Here is a 17107-nt window from a genome sequence, read left to right as displayed (position 1 = left end):
CCGGTCAACAGCACGGCGGATAAGATGAAAGCAAGAGTTTTGTTTTTCATTGGTTTCCCTTTCTTAGTATAACTTAATAAACGATGACCCTATTCATTTGACCGGGAACCTTCCCAGCGCTGAAACCAGAAAAGGCTTATGAGAAAAGCGGCAATTGTCGCAGGTATTGCGACCATCATGCCTTTTCCAATTTCCGCATATCCGATTGCTAGTGAAGGATTGATCCAGATGGATACGAGACAATCACAAAGACGCGCGCTCCATGTGCAGGGAATGTAATACCACCTTCCGTCTCCAAGTCCCGTCAGGGCTAAAGCGGAAATCAGGCTTTCCACGATTCCGAGTCCTATGGATGCACCTCTGCCGAACTGGAAGCTGATAAACAGATGCAAAATATAGGGGAAAACACTCCCGGCTATCAGTAAGCCAGCGGCCTTAAAATATAGTATCTCGGGTGCCGTTTGAAAACCGGACGCAAACACGCCTATCGCAATTGCGATTGCAATCATCCCCGGCAGAAGCAGGACGATCAATTTACTGGTATATGCCGCCGAACGTGATTTCACACCGCACAGCATTGTCTGAAAATTACCCGACTGTCGTTCCTGCTCCACGCATTTCCCGCTGATAAGACCAATCATCAAGGGAAACGCAATGCCAATCACCTCGAAATACCCGCTGATTTTTGTCTCCGCATTCCACGGTGAGACGGAATAATAGCTGACAAACAGGATAGATACAGCCAAAGGAATCAGTATGTGTATCCACAGCATGGAGGTATGCCGAAATTTTTGAAAATCGGAGCGAATGCACCGTATTAAAGTCGGCATTTTACTTTACCTCCTGCCTTTGAAACCACTTTGCAGTTGTGGCAAGCAGCAAAAGGAATAAAGCAATGGACAGAACAATACCGAGCGGAATCACGCCCGGATTCAACAAAGCATCCCCCTGGGGAGCTAACGTGCCATTGGGCAGGATACCGAGTACAGGACACATTAAACGCGTTGTCCAGCTATAGGGACAAGCCCACCAGAAGGATTCTGTGGCTGCGAGAATACCCAGCATGATCCCCGCGCCTAAATTGATCAGCATCGCCGCCATCAGGCCGAGTTTTTTAGATAGAAACAGACAAAACGGAATCTGCCAGAGCGAGGCGATAATCAGAATCAGCGTTGCTTCCGCCATCTGACTGACTGCTATGGTGGCTGCTGGGTTCATCAGGAACTTTCCCAAACTGATCCCGGCGAGGTGAAGGATGCATGCGGCAGATGTATAAACGGCAATCAGAAGGATTTTTGAAATCCAGACTTTTTGCAGGGAAACCGGAAGCGGAAGCACAGAACGATAGCGAAGCTTTTTTTCTTCTATTTGGTTTATAAGTGCTGTTGTAAGCGTAATAAACCCAGGGAAGAGAATTGTATACCACCAGTTATAGCCGTTCTGGACAAGGTACATGCCGGATATGCCCGAAAGCAGCACCGTGAGAAGCGGCGCGATAAAAACAAGTTTTTTCGCAAAGGTTCTTCTGCATTTCAAATTTTCCGCTTTTATAAAGTTCAGCATTTCAGGCACCCGCCTTTTTGCTGTTCTTTACAACTTCCATAAACAGCGATTCCAGGTTTTCTCCGGGGGTGATTTTAGCTTCGTATCCCAGCATGCCGCCCGATATGATACCGATGTGGTCCGCGATCTGTTCCACTTCGGAAAGAATATGGCTCGACAGGATCACCGTGATGCCCTGTTCAGGAAAAGAGCGGATCAGCTCGCGCAGATCCTGTATGCCGATGGGATCAAGCCCGTTGGTCGGCTCGTCCAGAATCAGCAGCTTCGGATGATTCAGCAAGGCGATCGCGATACCGAGGCGCTGCTTCATTCCCATAGAAAACTGCCCCGCACGCTTGTTTCCGGTATCGGTCAAGCTGACGGTTTCCAGCACTTCGTGAATGCGGGAATCCGGCAGTCCAAGCAGGAGTGTGCGAACCTTCAGGTTCTCTTTGGCGGTAAGGTTTTCATACAGCGGTGGCGATTCAATTAACGCGCCGATGTCTGATAAATCGTTTCTGCTCCATGGACGATCTTCAAAAATGATTTCGCCGGAAGTCGGGCGCAGCATCCCGGTGATCATTTTCAGCGTCGTTGACTTTCCCGCTCCGTTCGGCCCAAGCAAACCATAGACAGAATTTCTCATAATGGAAAGTGAGATATCGCTGACCGCGTGCTGACTTTTAAAATTCTTGCACAGATGATTCGTTTGTAAGATATATGTATCCATAAACATTTTCCTTTCACTTGCTTGATATCAACTATAAAAGGAAAGTTTAAAGATTCCATAAAGATTGCCGACTTATTGCAGGAAGTTCAGGAACAAGGCAAGAACGACAATTCCGGCCATTAGAAATACCCAGAATGTGCTGATTATCAAATGTGTTTATGAAAAAACCTGCCACAAAAAGGGCAGGTTTAATACGCAACTTACTTGGTGGCAAGGCTGTCCTCATGCATTTACATCTTAGACCCTATCGCCATACGCAGTTTCCCGTTCGTAAAGCGTCTAGCAAGCTCACGACCGATTCGGTTTGCTTCCTCCGACGTGATCTCACCGGGGACAAAAGGCTGCCGAAGATGATAGGCAATCACATCATCCGCGCCGCGCGTCCTGCCGGTGAGCGCGGCATACTGCCGTTAAAAAAAGGAACGCGACATCAGCTGTCCGGCTGTCGCATTCATAGCTGGTGATGAGCCTGCCGTAATCCGCTTTCTCCAGATTTTTCGCGTAATCAGTAATGTCGCTGATTGCCGTGCCGACGTCCCGGCCTTTGCCGGTATGCAGCGGCATCAGCCGAGTGGTTGCCATGAGCATTCCTCCTTGCGATAGTATTGCGACATAATAGAAAGAAACGAGGCACCACGGATGGTGTCTCGTTTCATATCCCGTTGATGTTCGCAGTGTAGATAGACCAGAGCCGTTTATAGGAATTTATCAATATTCGTATTAACTTCCACTTCTGAAAAAACGATGGAAGTCTCCGTCAGCGCATAGGAGGAAACGGAATTGATGAATTGTTCGATGTCCTCCAAAGCGGGAACCGACAATTTGACGATAAAGCACGCGGCCCCGGCGATCCGATAGCACCATTCGCTATACTTATAGTCCTTGATAAAGCTCTTGAACTTTTCGTATTGACCGTCTCTCATCGTAACTTCAATGATGCAGTCGATGGCAAAGCCAAGCTCTTTTTTATTGAGGCGGATCGTGTATCCTTCAATAATGTGGTGTTCCTCCAGCCTTTTTACTCTTTCGGTCACGGATGGGGGTGAAAGGTTTACTCGCTTCGATAGCTCCCGGATGGAGATTCGGCTATCCGCTTGTAGCTCCCGTAAAATCCGCACGTCAATTTCATCTATTTTCATTTGATACATCCTTTTATAAATAATAGTTCAATCGAAACACTTTTACATGAATATAATGTCGGATAAGATGCAGTTTTTATTATATACCTGCTATAATAATACTGTCAACGAAACGTATCATTCAGGAGGAACATTTATGGCTATAATTTCTTTTTCGCAGAACGGGTCCACGCCGTTTCAGCAGCTATTGGGACACAACAAAGGTATCCTGGAGAGATGGGCCTCTCTGGAGGAATACATTTATTCCAGCAACACATTTCCTGCGGAATTAAAAGAAGAGGTTCGGCGCACTCTGGCGTTCAATAACGGCTGTGAATACTGCAAGGCCAAGGGTGCTCCATCAAAAGATATCATGGATTCGCGGACACAAACGGCTGTCCATCTGGCGGATTTGTCCAGCAAAACCACACATATCAGCGATGATGAATTCAGCGCGCTAAAAGAGGTGTTTACAGACAGCGAGATTTCGGAACTTCTAGCTCTCATTTGCTTTATTACAGCCTGCCAGAGATTCGGCGCTTTGCTGAACCTGGGACCGGTCTGCCAAATCTAATTTATCCACATTAAAATAACAGAAATCCGCACATCTGATTAACGAAATGCCACAGCCTGATAAATCGTCTTTGCGGTCTGTTTGATTTCCTCCGCCTTTTCTTTGGAAATTCGCGCCGCGACATGTATGGCCGATGTTTTTAGCGAATACTTCTCCGTAAAATTGAAGAATCCGTCGGACAGTTCGATTTCATCAACCTCTCCGACAGTCAAATGCTCATTGCCCATGATGGCGCAGCCGACTTCAAATCCTGTGATGCTTTCTTCCAGGATGAGTTCACCATCGTATTCAAAAGCCAGTTTGATGGCCGTCGGGAGATCGTGCCGGTCAATCACTTTCGTTATGCCATAGGAGGACGCGGCCCGGACCGGCTTTACGAACAGCGGTAATCGCCCGCAGTGTCTCACGTCTGACAGCTGATATTTTCACGGACATTGCGGTAACCATTGACTGTCATAGCCAGTCTTCCAGTACGTCCATGAGACCGATGGGCGTGACAGTGCATCGCGCCAACGTCTCGATCAGGCCGTAGATTTTTTGAATGTTCATAGTCAGATTGGGGGCTGCAGCATTGGTTCCGTTTTCTACTTCGGTAATTTTTACTCCGAATTTTTTCAGCCCCTTCGCCGTTTCCTCCACCAACAGAATATATCGGAGCGTAAGACGGCGATTGCCCTCTGTTTGTGCAGTACGAGTTGTAATTGGTAATTCTCGCATAGTGCTTTCCTCCTAAAATCGATCTGGTTCCATGACAACGAACGGAAAGCGGTTTGTGTTGGGCAATACAACCACAATCACCGATGCAAATTGACAATTTCAAGGAAAAACCCGGCGATTGCATGTAAAGTAATCTGAACCCGCCCTCTTCCATATCATGGACAAAACAGGAATCTGTATAAAACATTTCAATCTGACGACCTCCTGCGGTTTGTCGAAACGCGTCTTAATTTGAGACGCATTTCGATTAGCAAAAAAAGAGGCGGGTACTCTCTATGAAAAAAGAGTACCCGCCTCTTTTTTGAATTTTAGTAATAAGTGACCAGAGAGTCCTTGTCAGGGTTCTCAACTAGATGATTGTTTGAGTCATAGACCGAAGCGGTCGTTGTAACGACATAGCTGTGTCCTGACATGACGTAGTATGTACCGCCGGCACTCACAATGCTGGTTCCCGATGAAGTCCAAGTCTTAATGGTTGAGCCATCCTGTTTCAGTTCAACGGTCAGATCAACCGTATACCCGCTTCGCACACTCGCTCTACCACCGCAGGTTGCTGCACCACTGCTAGAGATGGTTAAGCCGGAGGTTAGGCTTGAAACGCCGGTATACATAGGTCTAATCTGTGTGGCACCTGCGCTTACTAAACTTGCTGAAAATAGGCTGACGAGTAGAAGCATGAAAACCGTTGCGCGAATTGATTTCTTTCTCATTTGAATGCCCTCCTAATTTATATTTGGGGATTTGCTCAAATAGGAGACACCAAATTTTAAAATATGCAACATTGTTTTTAATATTTTAATTTGTTTGCCATATGGATTAGTTCTTCACTTGTTATTCCCGTGCTAATAATTTGGATAAACGCGGCCTGATCTTCTGTTCCCCACGCAAGCTGTAATTCACAGTCCTTTTTTATAAGCGTCGCTTGTATCCCGTTAATTTGCACGCTTTCTGTCTCCGCGTTTTCTGTATCTGCACTTAGTACAGAGCCATTTCCCGAGGTATACATTACACTGATGTATTCATTTTCCGACTTCGTAAAAGTGCACCAACGTCCTAATTCGTCCTTTCCCTGATCCTTCAGTACATAACCAGATGGTAGCCATTCTGCTGTAATTTGGCTATCATTAACCGAAGTTGAACTCTTTGTAAAATAGAAATCCGTGCTTTCCTCAAAAACCTCAACGACTAGATTGAGCGTATTGATCCGCACCGTCTCTGATGCGGCAAAAGCGCCTGTAAAAAGCATCGCTGCAATGCCCGCTGCCATTGCAATCCTGCCAAAAACTTTTACAGTAAACTTTCCCGCTTTACGGGCTGATTGCTTTGCAAAATACTGTCGAATCGTGCGCTGGCATCGCCGAGACACATCCTCCGGGACCTCTGCGGTGGGGTCGTTTTTCAAACGCTCATTTTCCTCCAGCGCCTTTCTTCCCTCAGAGATAGCTACCTCGTTCATCATAAGCGCGAAAAGGGCGTTTTCATACCGCTCCCGCAATTCTTCCTGTCTTGTCATAATTCTGCGCCTTCTTCCCGTTCAATCAATAATTTAATCGCTCTGCGGCGGGCCCTGCTCAATCTCATTCTAATATTGCTTGCCTTGCAGCTTAGTTGTACTGCCAATTCTTCATCCGTGTAGTCAAAAATATACTTTCCTTCCAAGAGAACACGATCCTTCTCTGGCAAATCATTCCATCGCTTCCAAAGACTCTCCCGCTGCTCCGCAAGAATTAACAGTTCGTCCAGCGACGGCGACGTGTCTTCCACAAAAGGCTCATCCTCAAGACTACCGCAACGGCTCTGTTCACGTCCTTGCCGTTTCAAATAATTGATCGCCGTGTTTCTAATTGTAGAAACAATATACCCCGCTAAAATGTAACCGGGCAACGGACGAATAACAGAAACTTTATTCATTAGTTTTAGTAAAGCATCCTGGACGATATCTTCTTGATCTGATAAATTGGATGTATACTTTTTTGCGGTAAAAAACATAAGTCGTTCATAGTCCCGGCTTAACTTGTCAATAAAGTCTTGATCAGAAGGATCCTTCAAATTAAATACTATCACAATAAGTCGTCTCCATTATACAACTTTTCTCCGTTCTACAAATAAGGAGACACTAGAATTATGATTTTGTAACATGTAAGAAAGAGCGTAGAAGCACTTTAATATAATCAAACACCCCTGCGTTTTAGAATAACTAAAGCGCAGGAGTGTTTGCAAATAAACATTATTGTTATCTTAATGTTCTATTCCATTTTTTCGCAGGTAACATATAATATAGATACTTATTTGATGGGAGCGAATGATATGGCTAAATTGGGTGAATTGTTGGCGGAACTGCGACAAGACAAGAAAATGACGCAGCGTGAGTTAGCAGATAAGCTGCACGTATCCATCGGCACCATTTCAAATTATGAAAAAGGGGTTCATTCTCCGGACTTGGAAAAACTAATAAATCTGGCGGATTACTTCCATGTGACGACCGATTATCTACTTGGGCGCTGCGAAAGCAATTTGTCTCCGGATGTTTTCAAAGAGCCAATAGCAGAAAGAAAAACAATTGGTGAATTTATTTATGCGTTCAAACAATTAGATGCAGCCCGCAAAGATGCGCTGATTCTCATTATGGACGAGATGGAGTTTCATATAGCGATTAACCGCTGCAACAAGAAGGAGTATTGATGATACCGAATTGCATTTTGGTCATCGAGGATGATGACGACCGGGCATTTATGACCCAGCTCGTTCAGACTTACGGGCGGATTATATACAGTACTGTCCGAAAAATTACAACAAACTGCTGGGATGTTGATGAAATCTATCAAATTACCTGGGTGAGACTTATTGATAAGGTATCGTTGCTACGAAGCCAAGGTCGGGATCAGCGCATCAACTATCTTATTTCCACCGCCCATAACACCGCGCTGAATTATTTGCGTGACAGCAAACGCCCAAAAGAGACATCTTACGAAGATTATATGGATGTTTCGGATTTTAGAAACGCCGATAATTTGGCAGAACTCCATCTTGTGAAGGAGGAAGAATTGGCGCAGCTGTCGCGCGTTTGGTCCAAGCTGGACAAGCGAAGCAAATACATACTGGAAGGTTATTACATACTCGATAAGCCCATGGATGTGTTGGCGCAGGAGCTTGGAATCAAACCGGGCAGCATTCGCATGGCGCTGACAAGAGCAAGAAAAGCCGCATATAGTTTGCTGGAGAAGGACTAGTAAACGCAAAAATGAGGAGCATCCTTTTGTGGTGTGTTCCTCATTTTTGCGCCTTTTTACAGTTACTGTTACAAATTGTTGAATAAATTGTCTTATAACATGAAAGCAAATTTGAAGATGCGTATATGTTAGTATAATACGTGACTTTTTGTATTCAAAATATATGTTGCGTATTTGGATTTTATATGTTGAATGAAATAGAAGGGCGATGATTCCGTTGGACTTATAAAACAGCGTTCATAGTCATGTTTTATGTAACCTCGAACTACAAACCAAACATAAGAGAGGAGAACCATGATGAAAGCCAGAATGTTTAAGATTCTGTCCTGTGTTCTAGCGATGGCTATGCTTTGCGCCGTAGCGGCATCCGCATCCTACAACGAACTTTCTTCTAGCACAGCATCTCACAGCGAGGGTGGGTATTCTTTCAATTACTGGTCGACCTTATACTATAGGTCGGATTCCTACGCGAGTGTCTGGGTGGAGAGAGCGGGTAGTTACACGCCCTATCCCGCCAATTCTATGGCCGCCTGTGCTTCACTGTATAACAGTTCCGGAAATGCGGTAAAAACTTCTGGAGAGGTCAGTAACACTTCCGCTGACTATTTTATCTTTGCATACACGTCAACTATGGGCGGCACCGGATACCACGCTGGAGGCTACGTAAAACTTGCCACTGGCTCCGGGTTGGCGCAATTTATCTGCCCTCAAACAGGAACCAGAAGCAGCAGTAATAGTAGCAGAGCCGCTCTCCTTTCCTCCCTGACGGCAACACTGGACAGGGCTGGTAATTATCCCACCAATTCGAATGGCGAAACCTACGGCTCCGGCTTACTGGTTGAAGTGGTTGGCGACATGCCCGCTCTGATTTCGGCCGAAAACGCGGATGGTGTCTGCGGCTATATTCGCGAAAGCGATTTGACTCCAGCTACCCCCGCAGAAGCGGCAGCGTTTATGGAAACGCTGGTGCGTACTATTCCCCTTTATGATATCAACGACAATGTGATTGGCACCTATGAATTGGATGCCACGATTACTTCTTACAATAGCCAGTTCGCTGGTATGAGCATTGATGAGGTTCGGGCAACAGTGGCCAACTTGACTGCATAAAGCAATCACTGTGATAGAGGAATATCCCATCTAGAAAAGCTATGTGCAAGAACAAATGTCCTCTATTTGGTAAAAAGCCCAGATCATTTGGCCCGGGCTTTTTGCCCTGGATTTCTCTAATAAACAAAAAGCGACTAGATTCAGGCGTTTTTTGAGTTCATATGCTATAATTTTTTGAGGAAAAGCTTTTCTTAGAGGCAAACACACACAAAACGTCTGATTTTAGAAAGGGGACTTACTATGAAAATTAAAAAATCCAGTAAGTTTGCTAAAATTCTGTTCTGTGCACTGGCCGTCTCTATGCTCAGTTCAATTGGCGCGGTAGCCGCGGAGACGTATGATTCAGGGGAGGCATCTCATGGCATGGTTGGCGAAACGATTTATCAATATCGCTCCGCCCTATATGCAAGCAGCAGTTCCAAGTGGAGAGCGGCAACCTGGATACAGGCAGCGGATGGAAAGAACGTCCCCGCCGGTTATATGAAAGCCAAGGCTTTTCTGTATGACGGGGCGGGGAATCTGTGCAAAAGTACGGTTATGCAGACAAATTCCACAGAGGCAAATTATTTTTGTATAGTTGCCCCCGGCGTGATCGGCACGGGAGATTATTACAGCCGGGGCGAAGTAAGTCAGTACATGGGTCCTGCATTCAGCGACTCTGTGCAGTATACAACGCTTGCCGCCGGAACGGCGTCAAAGGACGACAGTGCCATATTGAAGACTCTTAAGGCAACGTTGAGCAAGGACGGCAGCTATCCTGTCAACGCTCTTGGTCAGACCTACGGCTCTGGCTTGCTGGCCTCGGTCGTGGGGTACAAGCCGGATCTAATTGCAGCAATTGGCACAGGCAATGTCAAGGGCTACGTGCGGACGGATGAGCTGGATCCCTATACCGCAACCCCCGCCGAGGCCGTGGCCCTGGAGGTATCCGCCAAGGACAGTGTCCTACCACTTTACGACCTGAACAGTAAGGTTGTCGGCACCTTTGTGCAGGATGTGGGCGTTAGCTCCAACAGCAGAGAATTTGCAAAGCTTACCGTTGACGCCGCCGGGGCAAAGGTTGCCGCTGGGGCATACCTCACGCCGGGACAGACGGCAATGCTTCCCAAGACGGATGCAGAGTTGATTGCTCTTGCGGAAAAAGCCCTGACCATCACGCCCTATTCCCGGAACAGCAAGGGGCAAACCTATGGCTCCGAATCCATGGCCGGGGCTGTCGGCTACTCTCCGGAACTAATTGCCGTCTTAGCCACGAATGAACTTTCCGGCTATGTCAAGAAAAACGAGTTTTCTTATGCGCGCGAACACGCGCAGACCGACCCATCCAGCAGGGTGATTCCCGTTTACGATTTGAACGGTAAAGTCGTGGGCGAGTTTAAAGTTGAACCGGGTCAAAGTTCAAACGATCCCGCATTTGCCGGTTTGAGCATTGAAGAAGCACAGAAAAAGCTTGCTGCTGGATAAATCGCTTAATCTAAACATAAATTCCAATTTACTGTGAAACTTTTGCCATCACCATGAAACTGGGTCTGCATGATAACCAAATTTAATATTTAATTTCTCACAGTAATGCCCCATCTACTCTTAGATGGGGCATTACTGCGATAAGAAAAGCTTTTTTGCACCCTTTTCAATTTGCACGTCTTATTCTGTTCTATCGAGTCGCATTTCGACAAATTATTCGCCTTAAAAAACCGGTCTTGCCACGGAGGTAAAGCCGGACATGCCGGTAATGACCACGTTATTGGCGCTGCTGGCACAGTGGATTGCCAACAGATTGCCGCGCTCGTCCCAGCCGCAGACGATGCCGACGTGCTCATCGTCAGGGTAGAATACGAGATCACCGGGGATGGCCTCCGCCCATGTGATCTCCGTGCAGTAGGTATGCTGGGCGTGGGCGCCGCCGCCGTGGCCGAGAATGTAGTCCCCGCCCGTGGCGTTGTAGAATACCCAATCGGTAAAGCCGGAGCAATCGAGGCCGTAGGGCCGGTAGGTGCCGGTGGTGGAGCTGCCGTTTCAGAAAGATGAATTCGACCTTATATGGCCTGAAGGAGCGATTGCCAATATCGGGTTTGAAAAAGGCTTAAACCACTGGAAGAAGTTCCTCAAGAAAGATGGCTATGTTGCGGTAACTTATGAATCATGGTTTACCGATGAACGCCCTGCTGAAATTGAGAAGTGGTGGATGGATGCGGTTCCTGAAATCAGCACTATAGCGCACAATATTTCCATCATGCAGAAAACAGGCTATATTCCTGTTGCCGCATTTATCTTGCCTGAAAGATGCTGGATAGATAATTACTTTCATCCACAAAAAGCAAGGCAGGAGGAATTTTTGAAAGAACACGCGGGGAATCAAGCAGCTGAAGATATGATTTCATTTATGAGGCGTGAGGCGGACTTGTATTCAAAATATAAACAATATTATGGGTATGTGTTTTATGTTGGCAAAAAGGTATAAGGATGCTATAAACTTCAGCCCCAGAGTTTTCGTATTATTGAATATGGACACGTTTTCTTGACGAGGTCCTTGCGGTGCACGAATCGGTTACTTTAAGCAAATTTCTGATAAGGCAATAAACACTTTTATAAAATATCAGATGTAGGTATGACTTGCGAATTACGCGCGTTCCTTCCGCTGCGTGGTTCGCATCCGTAAGGTCGAGAGTTCGACCCTCTTCGTCTCCCTTATGAAAACGGCTAAATTATATGATTTAGCCGTTTTCTATAACGTTTGGAGGATTTATGGCGTTGCAAAAATTGGATTTGATTCGTATATGCGGGATGACGAAATCGATTTCTACCACAAGTGGATACCGCTTATTGCTGAGGAAAAAATTAAACAGCCAATTTTGAGAAGAAATTTTTAGATGTGTCTTGTATACTATAAGTGAAAGAATGGTGATGAAAATGTTTTACGAATACGGTCAGGCCGAGATGGACTACCTGAAAAGCAGGGACAAGCGCCTTTGCGAGGTAATCGAACGAGTTGGCATAGTCAGACGTCCCATCGACGGGGACATTTTCATCGCTGTCGTGCGGGCTATCCTCGGCCAACAGGTATCACGTCAAGCAGGGGAGACGGTTTACGAGCGGATGGCTACGGCCATGAATCCGGTTACCCCACAACGGATAGCCGAATACACTGTCTCGGAACTGCAAGCCTTTGGCACATCCTTCAAGAAAGCGGAGTATCTCTACGAGTTCGCCGCGCTGATTACCTCTGGTGCGTTTGCTCTGGAACCGCTTCGGGATTTGCCGGACGAGGAAGTGATACACAGGCTGTCAGAACTGAAAGGGATCGGCGCGTGGACGGCGGAAATGCTGCTCATCTCCGCACTGGGGCGAAAGGACGTGTTCAGTTTCGGCGACCTTGCCATTCATCGCGGTCTGCGGATGGTGTACCGGCACAAAGAAATCACACGAGAAATGTTCGAGCGATACCGGAAACGATATTCTCCCTACGGAACGGTGGCCAGCATATATCTCTGGACGGTGGCGGCGGGCGCAATCCCCGAACTTACCGACCCAAAGGAATCAAAGAAAAGGAGGCAATGCCATGACTGATCCGGAAAAATATCAGGCGGTAATCAACAATGACGCTAACTATGATGGGGTGTTTTTTTACGCGGTGAAGTCTACCGGCATTTTCTGCCGTCTGTCCTGCAAATCTAAAATACCCAATGCGGAGAATCTTGTATACTTCGATACGGCGGAGAAAGCAATAGCGGCCGATTTCCGTCCATGCAAACGATGCAGAAGCGACCTTTTGGCTTACGAGCCGATGAAAGAAATCGCCGCGCAGATGAAGGACATGATCGACGCTATGTTTCGTGAGTCCTTGGAAATGAACACCAAGCTCCGAAAAGTGGGCTTGTCTCAAAGTCGCATGGTGGATGTGTTTAAAGAAACCTATGGCGTGACGCCAAAGGGATATGCTGACCGTTTGCGTTTGCAGGAAGCGGAAAAACTCCTGAGGGAAACAGACGATGAGGTTATAAACATTGCCCTTTCCGTGGGATTTGGAAGCCTGTCTGCGTTTTATCGCTTTTTCAAAGGACAGAAAGGAGTGTCACCACGTGTGTACCGAAAACAAACCAGAACAAACAAATAATATGAAACTGGCGAAGCCTATTCAAACCGGTATCGAAGACAAGTTTTGTTATGAGATAACCGATGCCTGCATTTCGTGCGGAGCATGCGTCAATGCTTGTCCATCAGCTGCAATTTCTAAGAAAGATGGCGGCTATCGCATAAACCCACAGCGTTGTATCGACTGTGGAACCTGCTCGGCTGTATGTCCCACAGGAGCAGCACAGCGATACTCCGCTTTTAGGAAAAGTATCTCAATTCGAGACATTGACTTGAGCAAATGCTATTTTAATCCCGGATGCGCCGTGAGTCTCTATAAACCGGAACTTCCACAGCTTATGTTGCGTTGTTTGCAAGAGCACTTCGGAAATTTGAAATCTCACAATATTTGTTGTAGACACGATCCATGCTTAGAAGAAGGAGCGACGATTATCAACAACTGTGCTGGCTGTGATCGTCGTTTCCGTTCCCTTTACAAAGGTGTCAACACGATTTCTGTTTGGGAGATCTTGGACAACCTTGACAATTTAAAACTTCCCGATTACAACGAAATGACTGTGTCAGTCCATGATTCCTGTGGATACCGGCATAAACCACAAGTACATCAAGCAATGCGAAGTCTTCTTCATAAGATGAATATTCGGATCAAAGAAACAAAATTCAGCGGAACAGCATCCATTTGTTGCGGTGACAATCTATATGGGGTCGTTTCCAACGAATGTGTAGAACAACGCATCCAATCAAGAGCGGATCAGTTTCCGTGCGAGAATGTAGTGGTAACCTGTATCGGATGTATACGTGCTATGACCGCCGGTGGCAAAAAGCCGCTTTATTTACCGGATCTACTTTTTTGTCAGACTGCTTCACCAATGCTCGATACGCTTGACGAATATCACTCGAACATTGAAAACTATATTCGTACGCGTTGAATGAAGTCTTCAAAATCTCGAGTAGCTGAGAAGAGAGTCCGCTTTTAAATGATGAATTTTTTGAAATTCAAATCACAAATTGGAGAAATTAATGAGCAATTACGCAATTTATAAATTGAAATACGGATATTTCCGCATCGAACAGGAGGACGGCGCGGTCGTCTCTCTCAGATGCCTGCTCGAAAAACCAACGGAGATGGGAACGCCCACCACATTGACGGATACTGCGGCCAATCAGCTTACCGAGTATTTCGACGGCAAACGCAAGGCGTTCGATTTTTCGTATCGTTTGCACGGTACGGAGTTTCAGAAAAAAGTTTGGGCAGAGCTTGAAAAAATCCCCTACGGTGAAACCCGCACCTATGGCCAAATCGCCGCCGCTGTTGAAAATCCCAAGGCCAGCCGCGCTATCGGCATGGCGAACAATCGCAACCCAAACACGATTGCCGTCCCCTGTCACAGGGTGATCGGCACGGATGGAAGCCTGACTGGTTACGCCGGAGGACTTCCAATGAAAGAATCAATATTAAAGATGGAGCAACAGAACAGTTAAACAAGGGCGCCGGTTTTCTTTCAGATACCGGGACGCGGATTTAAGTGATCGTCTTGCCGTTCTTCGAAAATCCCCTCAAAATGCGACGTTTTTTGTGATGTTCCTGAAAAATCCGCATAATCGGCATCGTAAGTGCCGGTATAGTGACTCGCTTCCTTTTTTATTTGTGAGCCTCCTGTTGAGTTCGTCTGCCACGCCTGCCTTTTTTTAAGGAGGTGGCTACAACGGATTCTTTTCGCGGAATATGGAGGATGAGTCCTGTCAGCACGATCATGGCTAAGAGCACTAAAATACTGACAAACGCGTTCTGCGTGGACGCATAGCCGCCTGCGGGATCGGACACAAAGCCCTCCCCGTTAAACCGCACGATGCTGAGTCCGGCTGAAAGTGGATAAAGGTCGCGGAGCAAGGGCTTCTTGAGGAAAATTGCCATGTATCCGAGCAGAAATGCGACCACAGCCCCGCCCCGGAAAGCGTCTTGCTTACGACCACATAACGCAATCAGCGGAAGTTCACCAATACAGGTAAACAGTGCCATAGTGGCCATCTGTGTGCCACCCGATAAAACGACAGGCAGCGTCAAATTTTCCCTGCAGCCGATCAGTCCAACCAACAGCGTCACCAGCGCGGCATATAGTCCGAGCAGAAGCGCGAGTATTCCCAGCGTGGTCAGCTTGCCGGTCATCAGACGCGGAAATCGAACGGGAACAGTCAGTACGCTTTTTAGCGTGTTGTCCGTGTATTCCCGGCTGATCATATACCCCCCGATCAGGGCAAGAATCATCGGAAAGAAAATGGTGGAATTGTTCCAAATTGTGCTGTTGAGCAAATCGGGGAATGTATAGTTCAGAACGGTCTTAGCGTCATCTGACATCACATTTTGCATTACAATGGAAATAACCGGGGAGCAAGTCGCGCCAATCATACCGACAAGAATTACGCTGTACCGTCTCAGTTTTTGAAATTCTGTTAAAATTAAATTCATAGTTACGGCCTCCTTCCTAAATTTTGCGCCGACTGTAAATACGGACCATCAGTGCGGTAAAAATGACCGACATTACGGCAAGGATTCCAAGGCAGACCGGGGTCGACACAAAGTAGGGGCGCATACTATCATAAAATTTCAACCACTCGCCGCTTCCCGCACTTGAAAACTGAAGCATCCATTTTTGGATCAGAGGGATTGGCAGTATCGTGCCGATATTGAACCCCACGGGCACTTTCATCCCCATGTCGGTAAGATGAAACACATAGTTTATGATGGTATAAAACAATGTGATCACAATGGAGATCAGATTGTTTTTATTGAACCACACGACGAAAACGACACAGGGCAGAGCCGCCGCCAGCATCATAAAGCCCAGCAAAAAGCTGATAACAAGTTTTTGCCCCATGTTGATTAGTGTCATGCCCAGCAGCTTTGCGCAAACCGCACTGGCCAGAAATCCGGCAAGGGAATACATCACGGAGATGATTGCCATAACGCTGATTTTCACGAGCACAAGCCTTCCTTTTGAAATCGGGATCGTCACCAGATTTTTCAGTGTGTCGCTGTCCTGTTCCGTAAAAAACAGGGATGTTGAAAGAACGACCAAAATCGGAAGTAAAAGAAGATAATCACCGGGATCGACAACGCCTGAAAACAGGCTGTCGTAATCCTGTTCTCCGGGGGTGTTCCAGTACGTCAGCGCGGTCAGAACAGGGAAAATGAACGCTGCCAGCGTTGGCAGCAGGAACAGGGGGCGGCGCTTGAACTTTTGAAACTCACAAAGGAGCAGGTTATGCAATGCCCTCACCTCCGGTCACGCGCTTGAAGTAGTCCTCCAGCGTGTCCTCGCAGGTGTGAGCTTCCGCAATCTCCAGACCGCTTTCGATGAAAGCGCGGGTGAGTGCGGTCACCGGCAGGTTCGTATCGTATAAGCGCAGGCTGCGGTCGTTTTCGATGGTAAAGTTTTTTGCACCAAAGCTTTCCTCCATGATCCTAGCCGCCTGCGCCGTGTCGGAGACGATAAAGTGGATATATTTGCTGTTCTTTTTCTCCAGTTCGGCAAGGCTTTCTTCTTCCAACAAGACTCCGTGATCAATGATGCCGATGTCGTCTGCCAGAAGGGAAATTTCCGAGAGGATGTGGCTGGAGATCAGAATGGTTTTCCCTCTCGTGTCACACAGTTCCCGAATGAAGGAACGGACTTCTGCAATACCAATGGGGTCAAGCCCATTGATTGGCTCATCCAGAATCAAAAGCTCCGGATCATGCATAATGGCAAGAGCAATGGCGAGACGTTGCTTCATCCCGAGCGAATATTGCGAAAATAGCTTTTTATCGCCATCTGGCAACCCCACAACTTCCAATGCACTTGAAACCGCATTGCGCTTGGAAACGCCTCGGAGCCTAGCAAAGAGTTTCAAGTTTTCCGTACCGGTCAGATTTGGATAAAAGCCGGGCGATTCGATGAGGTTGCCGATCCGGGGAAGGATACTTTTCTCGTTTCCCCGAATGTTCTTGTCAAAA

At 46.9% G+C, this 17107-nt stretch carries 21 protein-coding genes and 3 pseudogenes; 10 read left to right on the top strand and 14 right to left on the bottom strand.

The features are described 5' to 3' along the window. Nucleotides 1-89: 89 nt before the first annotated feature. The 5 genes and pseudogenes from RT018_RS11240 to RT018_RS11220 all read right to left on the bottom strand — a co-directional run bounded on the left by RT018_RS11240 (nt 90) and on the right by RT018_RS11220 (nt 3411). Nucleotides 90-830, bottom strand: a complete 741-nt coding sequence (locus RT018_RS11240) for a lantibiotic immunity ABC transporter MutG family permease subunit (RefSeq protein WP_312941981.1) — start codon at nt 828-830, stop codon at nt 90-92. A gap of 1 nt (nt 831) precedes the next feature. Continuing rightward, nucleotides 832-1563: a lantibiotic immunity ABC transporter MutE/EpiE family permease subunit gene (locus tag RT018_RS11235; protein WP_312941979.1), complete on the bottom strand. Its 732-nt coding sequence runs from the start codon at nt 1561-1563 to the stop codon at nt 832-834. Between the two features lies 1 nt (nt 1564). Then, on the bottom strand, nt 1565-2272 hold the full coding sequence (locus RT018_RS11230; RefSeq protein ID WP_312941977.1) for a lantibiotic protection ABC transporter ATP-binding protein: 708 nt from the start codon (nt 2270-2272) through the stop codon (nt 1565-1567). Nucleotides 2273-2535: 263 nt separating this feature from the next. Further along, nucleotides 2536-2854, bottom strand: a pseudogene (locus tag RT018_RS11225) (relaxase/mobilization nuclease domain-containing protein); the annotation flags it as partial. Between the two features lie 113 nt (nt 2855-2967). Next, nucleotides 2968-3411: an Lrp/AsnC family transcriptional regulator gene (locus tag RT018_RS11220; RefSeq protein ID WP_312941974.1), complete on the bottom strand. Its 444-nt coding sequence runs from the start codon at nt 3409-3411 to the stop codon at nt 2968-2970. A gap of 136 nt (nt 3412-3547) precedes the next feature. Here RT018_RS11220 and RT018_RS11215 point away from each other — a divergent pair, with 136 nt between their 5' ends. Further along, nucleotides 3548-3964, top strand: a complete 417-nt coding sequence (locus RT018_RS11215; protein WP_312941972.1) for a carboxymuconolactone decarboxylase family protein — start codon at nt 3548-3550, stop codon at nt 3962-3964. A 50-nt stretch (nt 3965-4014) separates the two neighbouring features. Here the strand turns inward: RT018_RS11215 and RT018_RS11210 are convergent. From RT018_RS11210 to RT018_RS11190, 5 genes and pseudogenes are all read right to left on the bottom strand, one after another. Beyond that, nucleotides 4015-4350, bottom strand: a pseudogene (locus tag RT018_RS11210) (D-alanine--(R)-lactate ligase); the annotation flags it as partial. Between the two features lie 67 nt (nt 4351-4417). Continuing rightward, nucleotides 4418-4681: a DUF6514 family protein gene (locus tag RT018_RS11205; protein ID WP_312941968.1), complete on the bottom strand. Its 264-nt coding sequence runs from the start codon at nt 4679-4681 to the stop codon at nt 4418-4420. Between the two features lie 308 nt (nt 4682-4989). Next, nucleotides 4990-5391, bottom strand: coding sequence for a hypothetical protein (locus tag RT018_RS11200; RefSeq protein WP_312941966.1), 402 nt, complete (start codon nt 5389-5391; stop codon nt 4990-4992). 77 nt (nt 5392-5468) lie between these two features. Continuing rightward, complete coding sequence (locus tag RT018_RS11195; RefSeq protein WP_312941964.1) at nt 5469-6194, bottom strand: DUF4367 domain-containing protein; 726 nt, start codon at nt 6192-6194, stop codon at nt 5469-5471. After that, nucleotides 6191-6745, bottom strand: coding sequence for an RNA polymerase sigma factor (locus RT018_RS11190; protein ID WP_312941961.1), 555 nt, complete (start codon nt 6743-6745; stop codon nt 6191-6193). The genes RT018_RS11195 and RT018_RS11190 overlap by 4 nt, the downstream gene beginning before the upstream one ends. Nucleotides 6746-6988: 243 nt before the next feature. Between RT018_RS11190 and RT018_RS11185 the strand changes: the two genes are divergently transcribed. The 4 genes from RT018_RS11185 to RT018_RS11170 all read left to right on the top strand — a co-directional run bounded on the left by RT018_RS11185 (nt 6989) and on the right by RT018_RS11170 (nt 10485). Beyond that, nucleotides 6989-7363 (top strand): helix-turn-helix transcriptional regulator, encoded by a 375-nt coding sequence (locus RT018_RS11185; RefSeq protein ID WP_312941959.1) that lies wholly within the window; start codon nt 6989-6991, stop codon nt 7361-7363. Next, complete coding sequence (locus RT018_RS11180; protein ID WP_312941956.1) at nt 7363-7911, top strand: sigma-70 family RNA polymerase sigma factor; 549 nt, start codon at nt 7363-7365, stop codon at nt 7909-7911. The genes RT018_RS11185 and RT018_RS11180 overlap by 1 nt, the downstream gene beginning before the upstream one ends. 480 nt (nt 7912-8391) lie before the next feature. Beyond that, the gene (locus RT018_RS11175) at nt 8392-9021 is read left to right on the top strand and encodes a hypothetical protein (RefSeq protein ID WP_312941953.1); all 630 of its coding nucleotides are present in this window, start codon (nt 8392-8394) and stop codon (nt 9019-9021) included. Nucleotides 9022-9261: 240 nt separating this feature from the next. Next, complete coding sequence (locus RT018_RS11170; protein WP_312941951.1) at nt 9262-10485, top strand: hypothetical protein; 1224 nt, start codon at nt 9262-9264, stop codon at nt 10483-10485. 222 nt (nt 10486-10707) lie between these two features. Here RT018_RS11170 and RT018_RS11165 read toward each other — a convergent pair. After that, a pseudogene (locus RT018_RS11165) lies at nt 10708-10956 on the bottom strand (peptidoglycan endopeptidase); the annotation flags it as partial. Between the two features lie 67 nt (nt 10957-11023). On the opposite strand from RT018_RS11165, the gene RT018_RS11160 reads away from it, so the two are divergent. From RT018_RS11160 to RT018_RS11140, 5 genes are all read left to right on the top strand, one after another. Continuing rightward, entirely contained in the window at nt 11024-11482 is a 459-nt protein-coding gene (locus RT018_RS11160) for a hypothetical protein (RefSeq protein ID WP_312941948.1), read from the top strand. A gap of 443 nt (nt 11483-11925) precedes the next feature. Beyond that, nucleotides 11926-12588: a DNA-3-methyladenine glycosylase 2 family protein gene (locus RT018_RS11155; protein WP_312941945.1), complete on the top strand. Its 663-nt coding sequence runs from the start codon at nt 11926-11928 to the stop codon at nt 12586-12588. Beyond that, nucleotides 12581-13135, top strand: coding sequence for an Ada metal-binding domain-containing protein (locus RT018_RS11150; protein WP_312941943.1), 555 nt, complete (start codon nt 12581-12583; stop codon nt 13133-13135). The genes RT018_RS11155 and RT018_RS11150 overlap by 8 nt, the downstream gene beginning before the upstream one ends. Next, complete coding sequence (locus RT018_RS11145) at nt 13101-14042, top strand: 4Fe-4S dicluster domain-containing protein (RefSeq protein ID WP_312941940.1); 942 nt, start codon at nt 13101-13103, stop codon at nt 14040-14042. Before RT018_RS11150 ends, RT018_RS11145 begins: the two co-directional genes overlap by 35 nt. 91 nt (nt 14043-14133) lie before the next feature. Continuing rightward, on the top strand, nt 14134-14595 hold the full coding sequence (locus tag RT018_RS11140; RefSeq protein WP_312941938.1) for a methylated-DNA--[protein]-cysteine S-methyltransferase: 462 nt from the start codon (nt 14134-14136) through the stop codon (nt 14593-14595). Nucleotides 14596-14755: 160 nt separating this feature from the next. Here the strand turns inward: RT018_RS11140 and RT018_RS11135 are convergent, their stop codons facing one another. The 3 genes from RT018_RS11135 to RT018_RS11125 form a co-directional block, all read right to left on the bottom strand. After that, nucleotides 14756-15580, bottom strand: coding sequence for an ABC transporter permease (locus RT018_RS11135; protein ID WP_312941935.1), 825 nt, complete (start codon nt 15578-15580; stop codon nt 14756-14758). Between the two features lie 16 nt (nt 15581-15596). Continuing rightward, a complete protein-coding gene (locus tag RT018_RS11130) occupies nt 15597-16391 on the bottom strand; it encodes an ABC transporter permease (protein WP_312941932.1) in 795 nt (264 codons plus the stop codon). After that, nucleotides 16375-17107 (bottom strand): ATP-binding cassette domain-containing protein (locus RT018_RS11125; protein WP_312941930.1); only part of this gene is annotated, 733 nt, incomplete at its 5' end. The genes RT018_RS11125 and RT018_RS11130, both read right to left, overlap by 17 nt.

Source organism: Oscillibacter sp. (assembly GCF_032060045.1).
In the GTDB taxonomy this organism is placed as follows: Bacteria; Bacillota; Clostridia; order Oscillospirales; family Oscillospiraceae; genus Oscillibacter.
This window is presented reverse-complemented; position numbering and strand designations above follow the sequence as displayed.

Excerpts from the sequence above, each read along its gene's own strand:
- RT018_RS11240 (WP_312941981.1), bottom strand. The coding sequence starts at position 830 with ATGCCGACTTTAATACGGTGCATTCGCTCCGATTTTCAAAAATTTCGG.
- RT018_RS11235 (WP_312941979.1), bottom strand. The coding sequence starts at position 1,563 with ATGCTGAACTTTATAAAAGCGGAAAATTTGAAATGCAGAAGAACCTTT.
- RT018_RS11230 (WP_312941977.1), bottom strand. The coding sequence starts at position 2,272 with ATGGATACATATATCTTACAAACGAATCATCTGTGCAAGAATTTTAAA.
- RT018_RS11220 (WP_312941974.1), bottom strand. The coding sequence starts at position 3,411 with ATGAAAATAGATGAAATTGACGTGCGGATTTTACGGGAGCTACAAGCG.
- RT018_RS11215 (WP_312941972.1), top strand. The coding sequence starts at position 3,548 with ATGGCTATAATTTCTTTTTCGCAGAACGGGTCCACGCCGTTTCAGCAG.
- RT018_RS11205 (WP_312941968.1), bottom strand. The coding sequence starts at position 4,681 with ATGCGAGAATTACCAATTACAACTCGTACTGCACAAACAGAGGGCAAT.
- RT018_RS11200 (WP_312941966.1), bottom strand. The coding sequence starts at position 5,391 with ATGAGAAAGAAATCAATTCGCGCAACGGTTTTCATGCTTCTACTCGTC.
- RT018_RS11195 (WP_312941964.1), bottom strand. The coding sequence starts at position 6,194 with ATGACAAGACAGGAAGAATTGCGGGAGCGGTATGAAAACGCCCTTTTC.
- RT018_RS11185 (WP_312941959.1), top strand. The coding sequence starts at position 6,989 with ATGGCTAAATTGGGTGAATTGTTGGCGGAACTGCGACAAGACAAGAAA.
- RT018_RS11180 (WP_312941956.1), top strand. The coding sequence starts at position 7,363 with ATGATACCGAATTGCATTTTGGTCATCGAGGATGATGACGACCGGGCA.
- RT018_RS11170 (WP_312941951.1), top strand. The coding sequence starts at position 9,262 with ATGAAAATTAAAAAATCCAGTAAGTTTGCTAAAATTCTGTTCTGTGCA.
- RT018_RS11155 (WP_312941945.1), top strand. The coding sequence starts at position 11,926 with ATGAAAATGTTTTACGAATACGGTCAGGCCGAGATGGACTACCTGAAA.
- RT018_RS11150 (WP_312941943.1), top strand. The coding sequence starts at position 12,581 with ATGACTGATCCGGAAAAATATCAGGCGGTAATCAACAATGACGCTAAC.
- RT018_RS11140 (WP_312941938.1), top strand. The coding sequence starts at position 14,134 with ATGAGCAATTACGCAATTTATAAATTGAAATACGGATATTTCCGCATC.
- RT018_RS11135 (WP_312941935.1), bottom strand. The coding sequence starts at position 15,580 with ATGAATTTAATTTTAACAGAATTTCAAAAACTGAGACGGTACAGCGTA.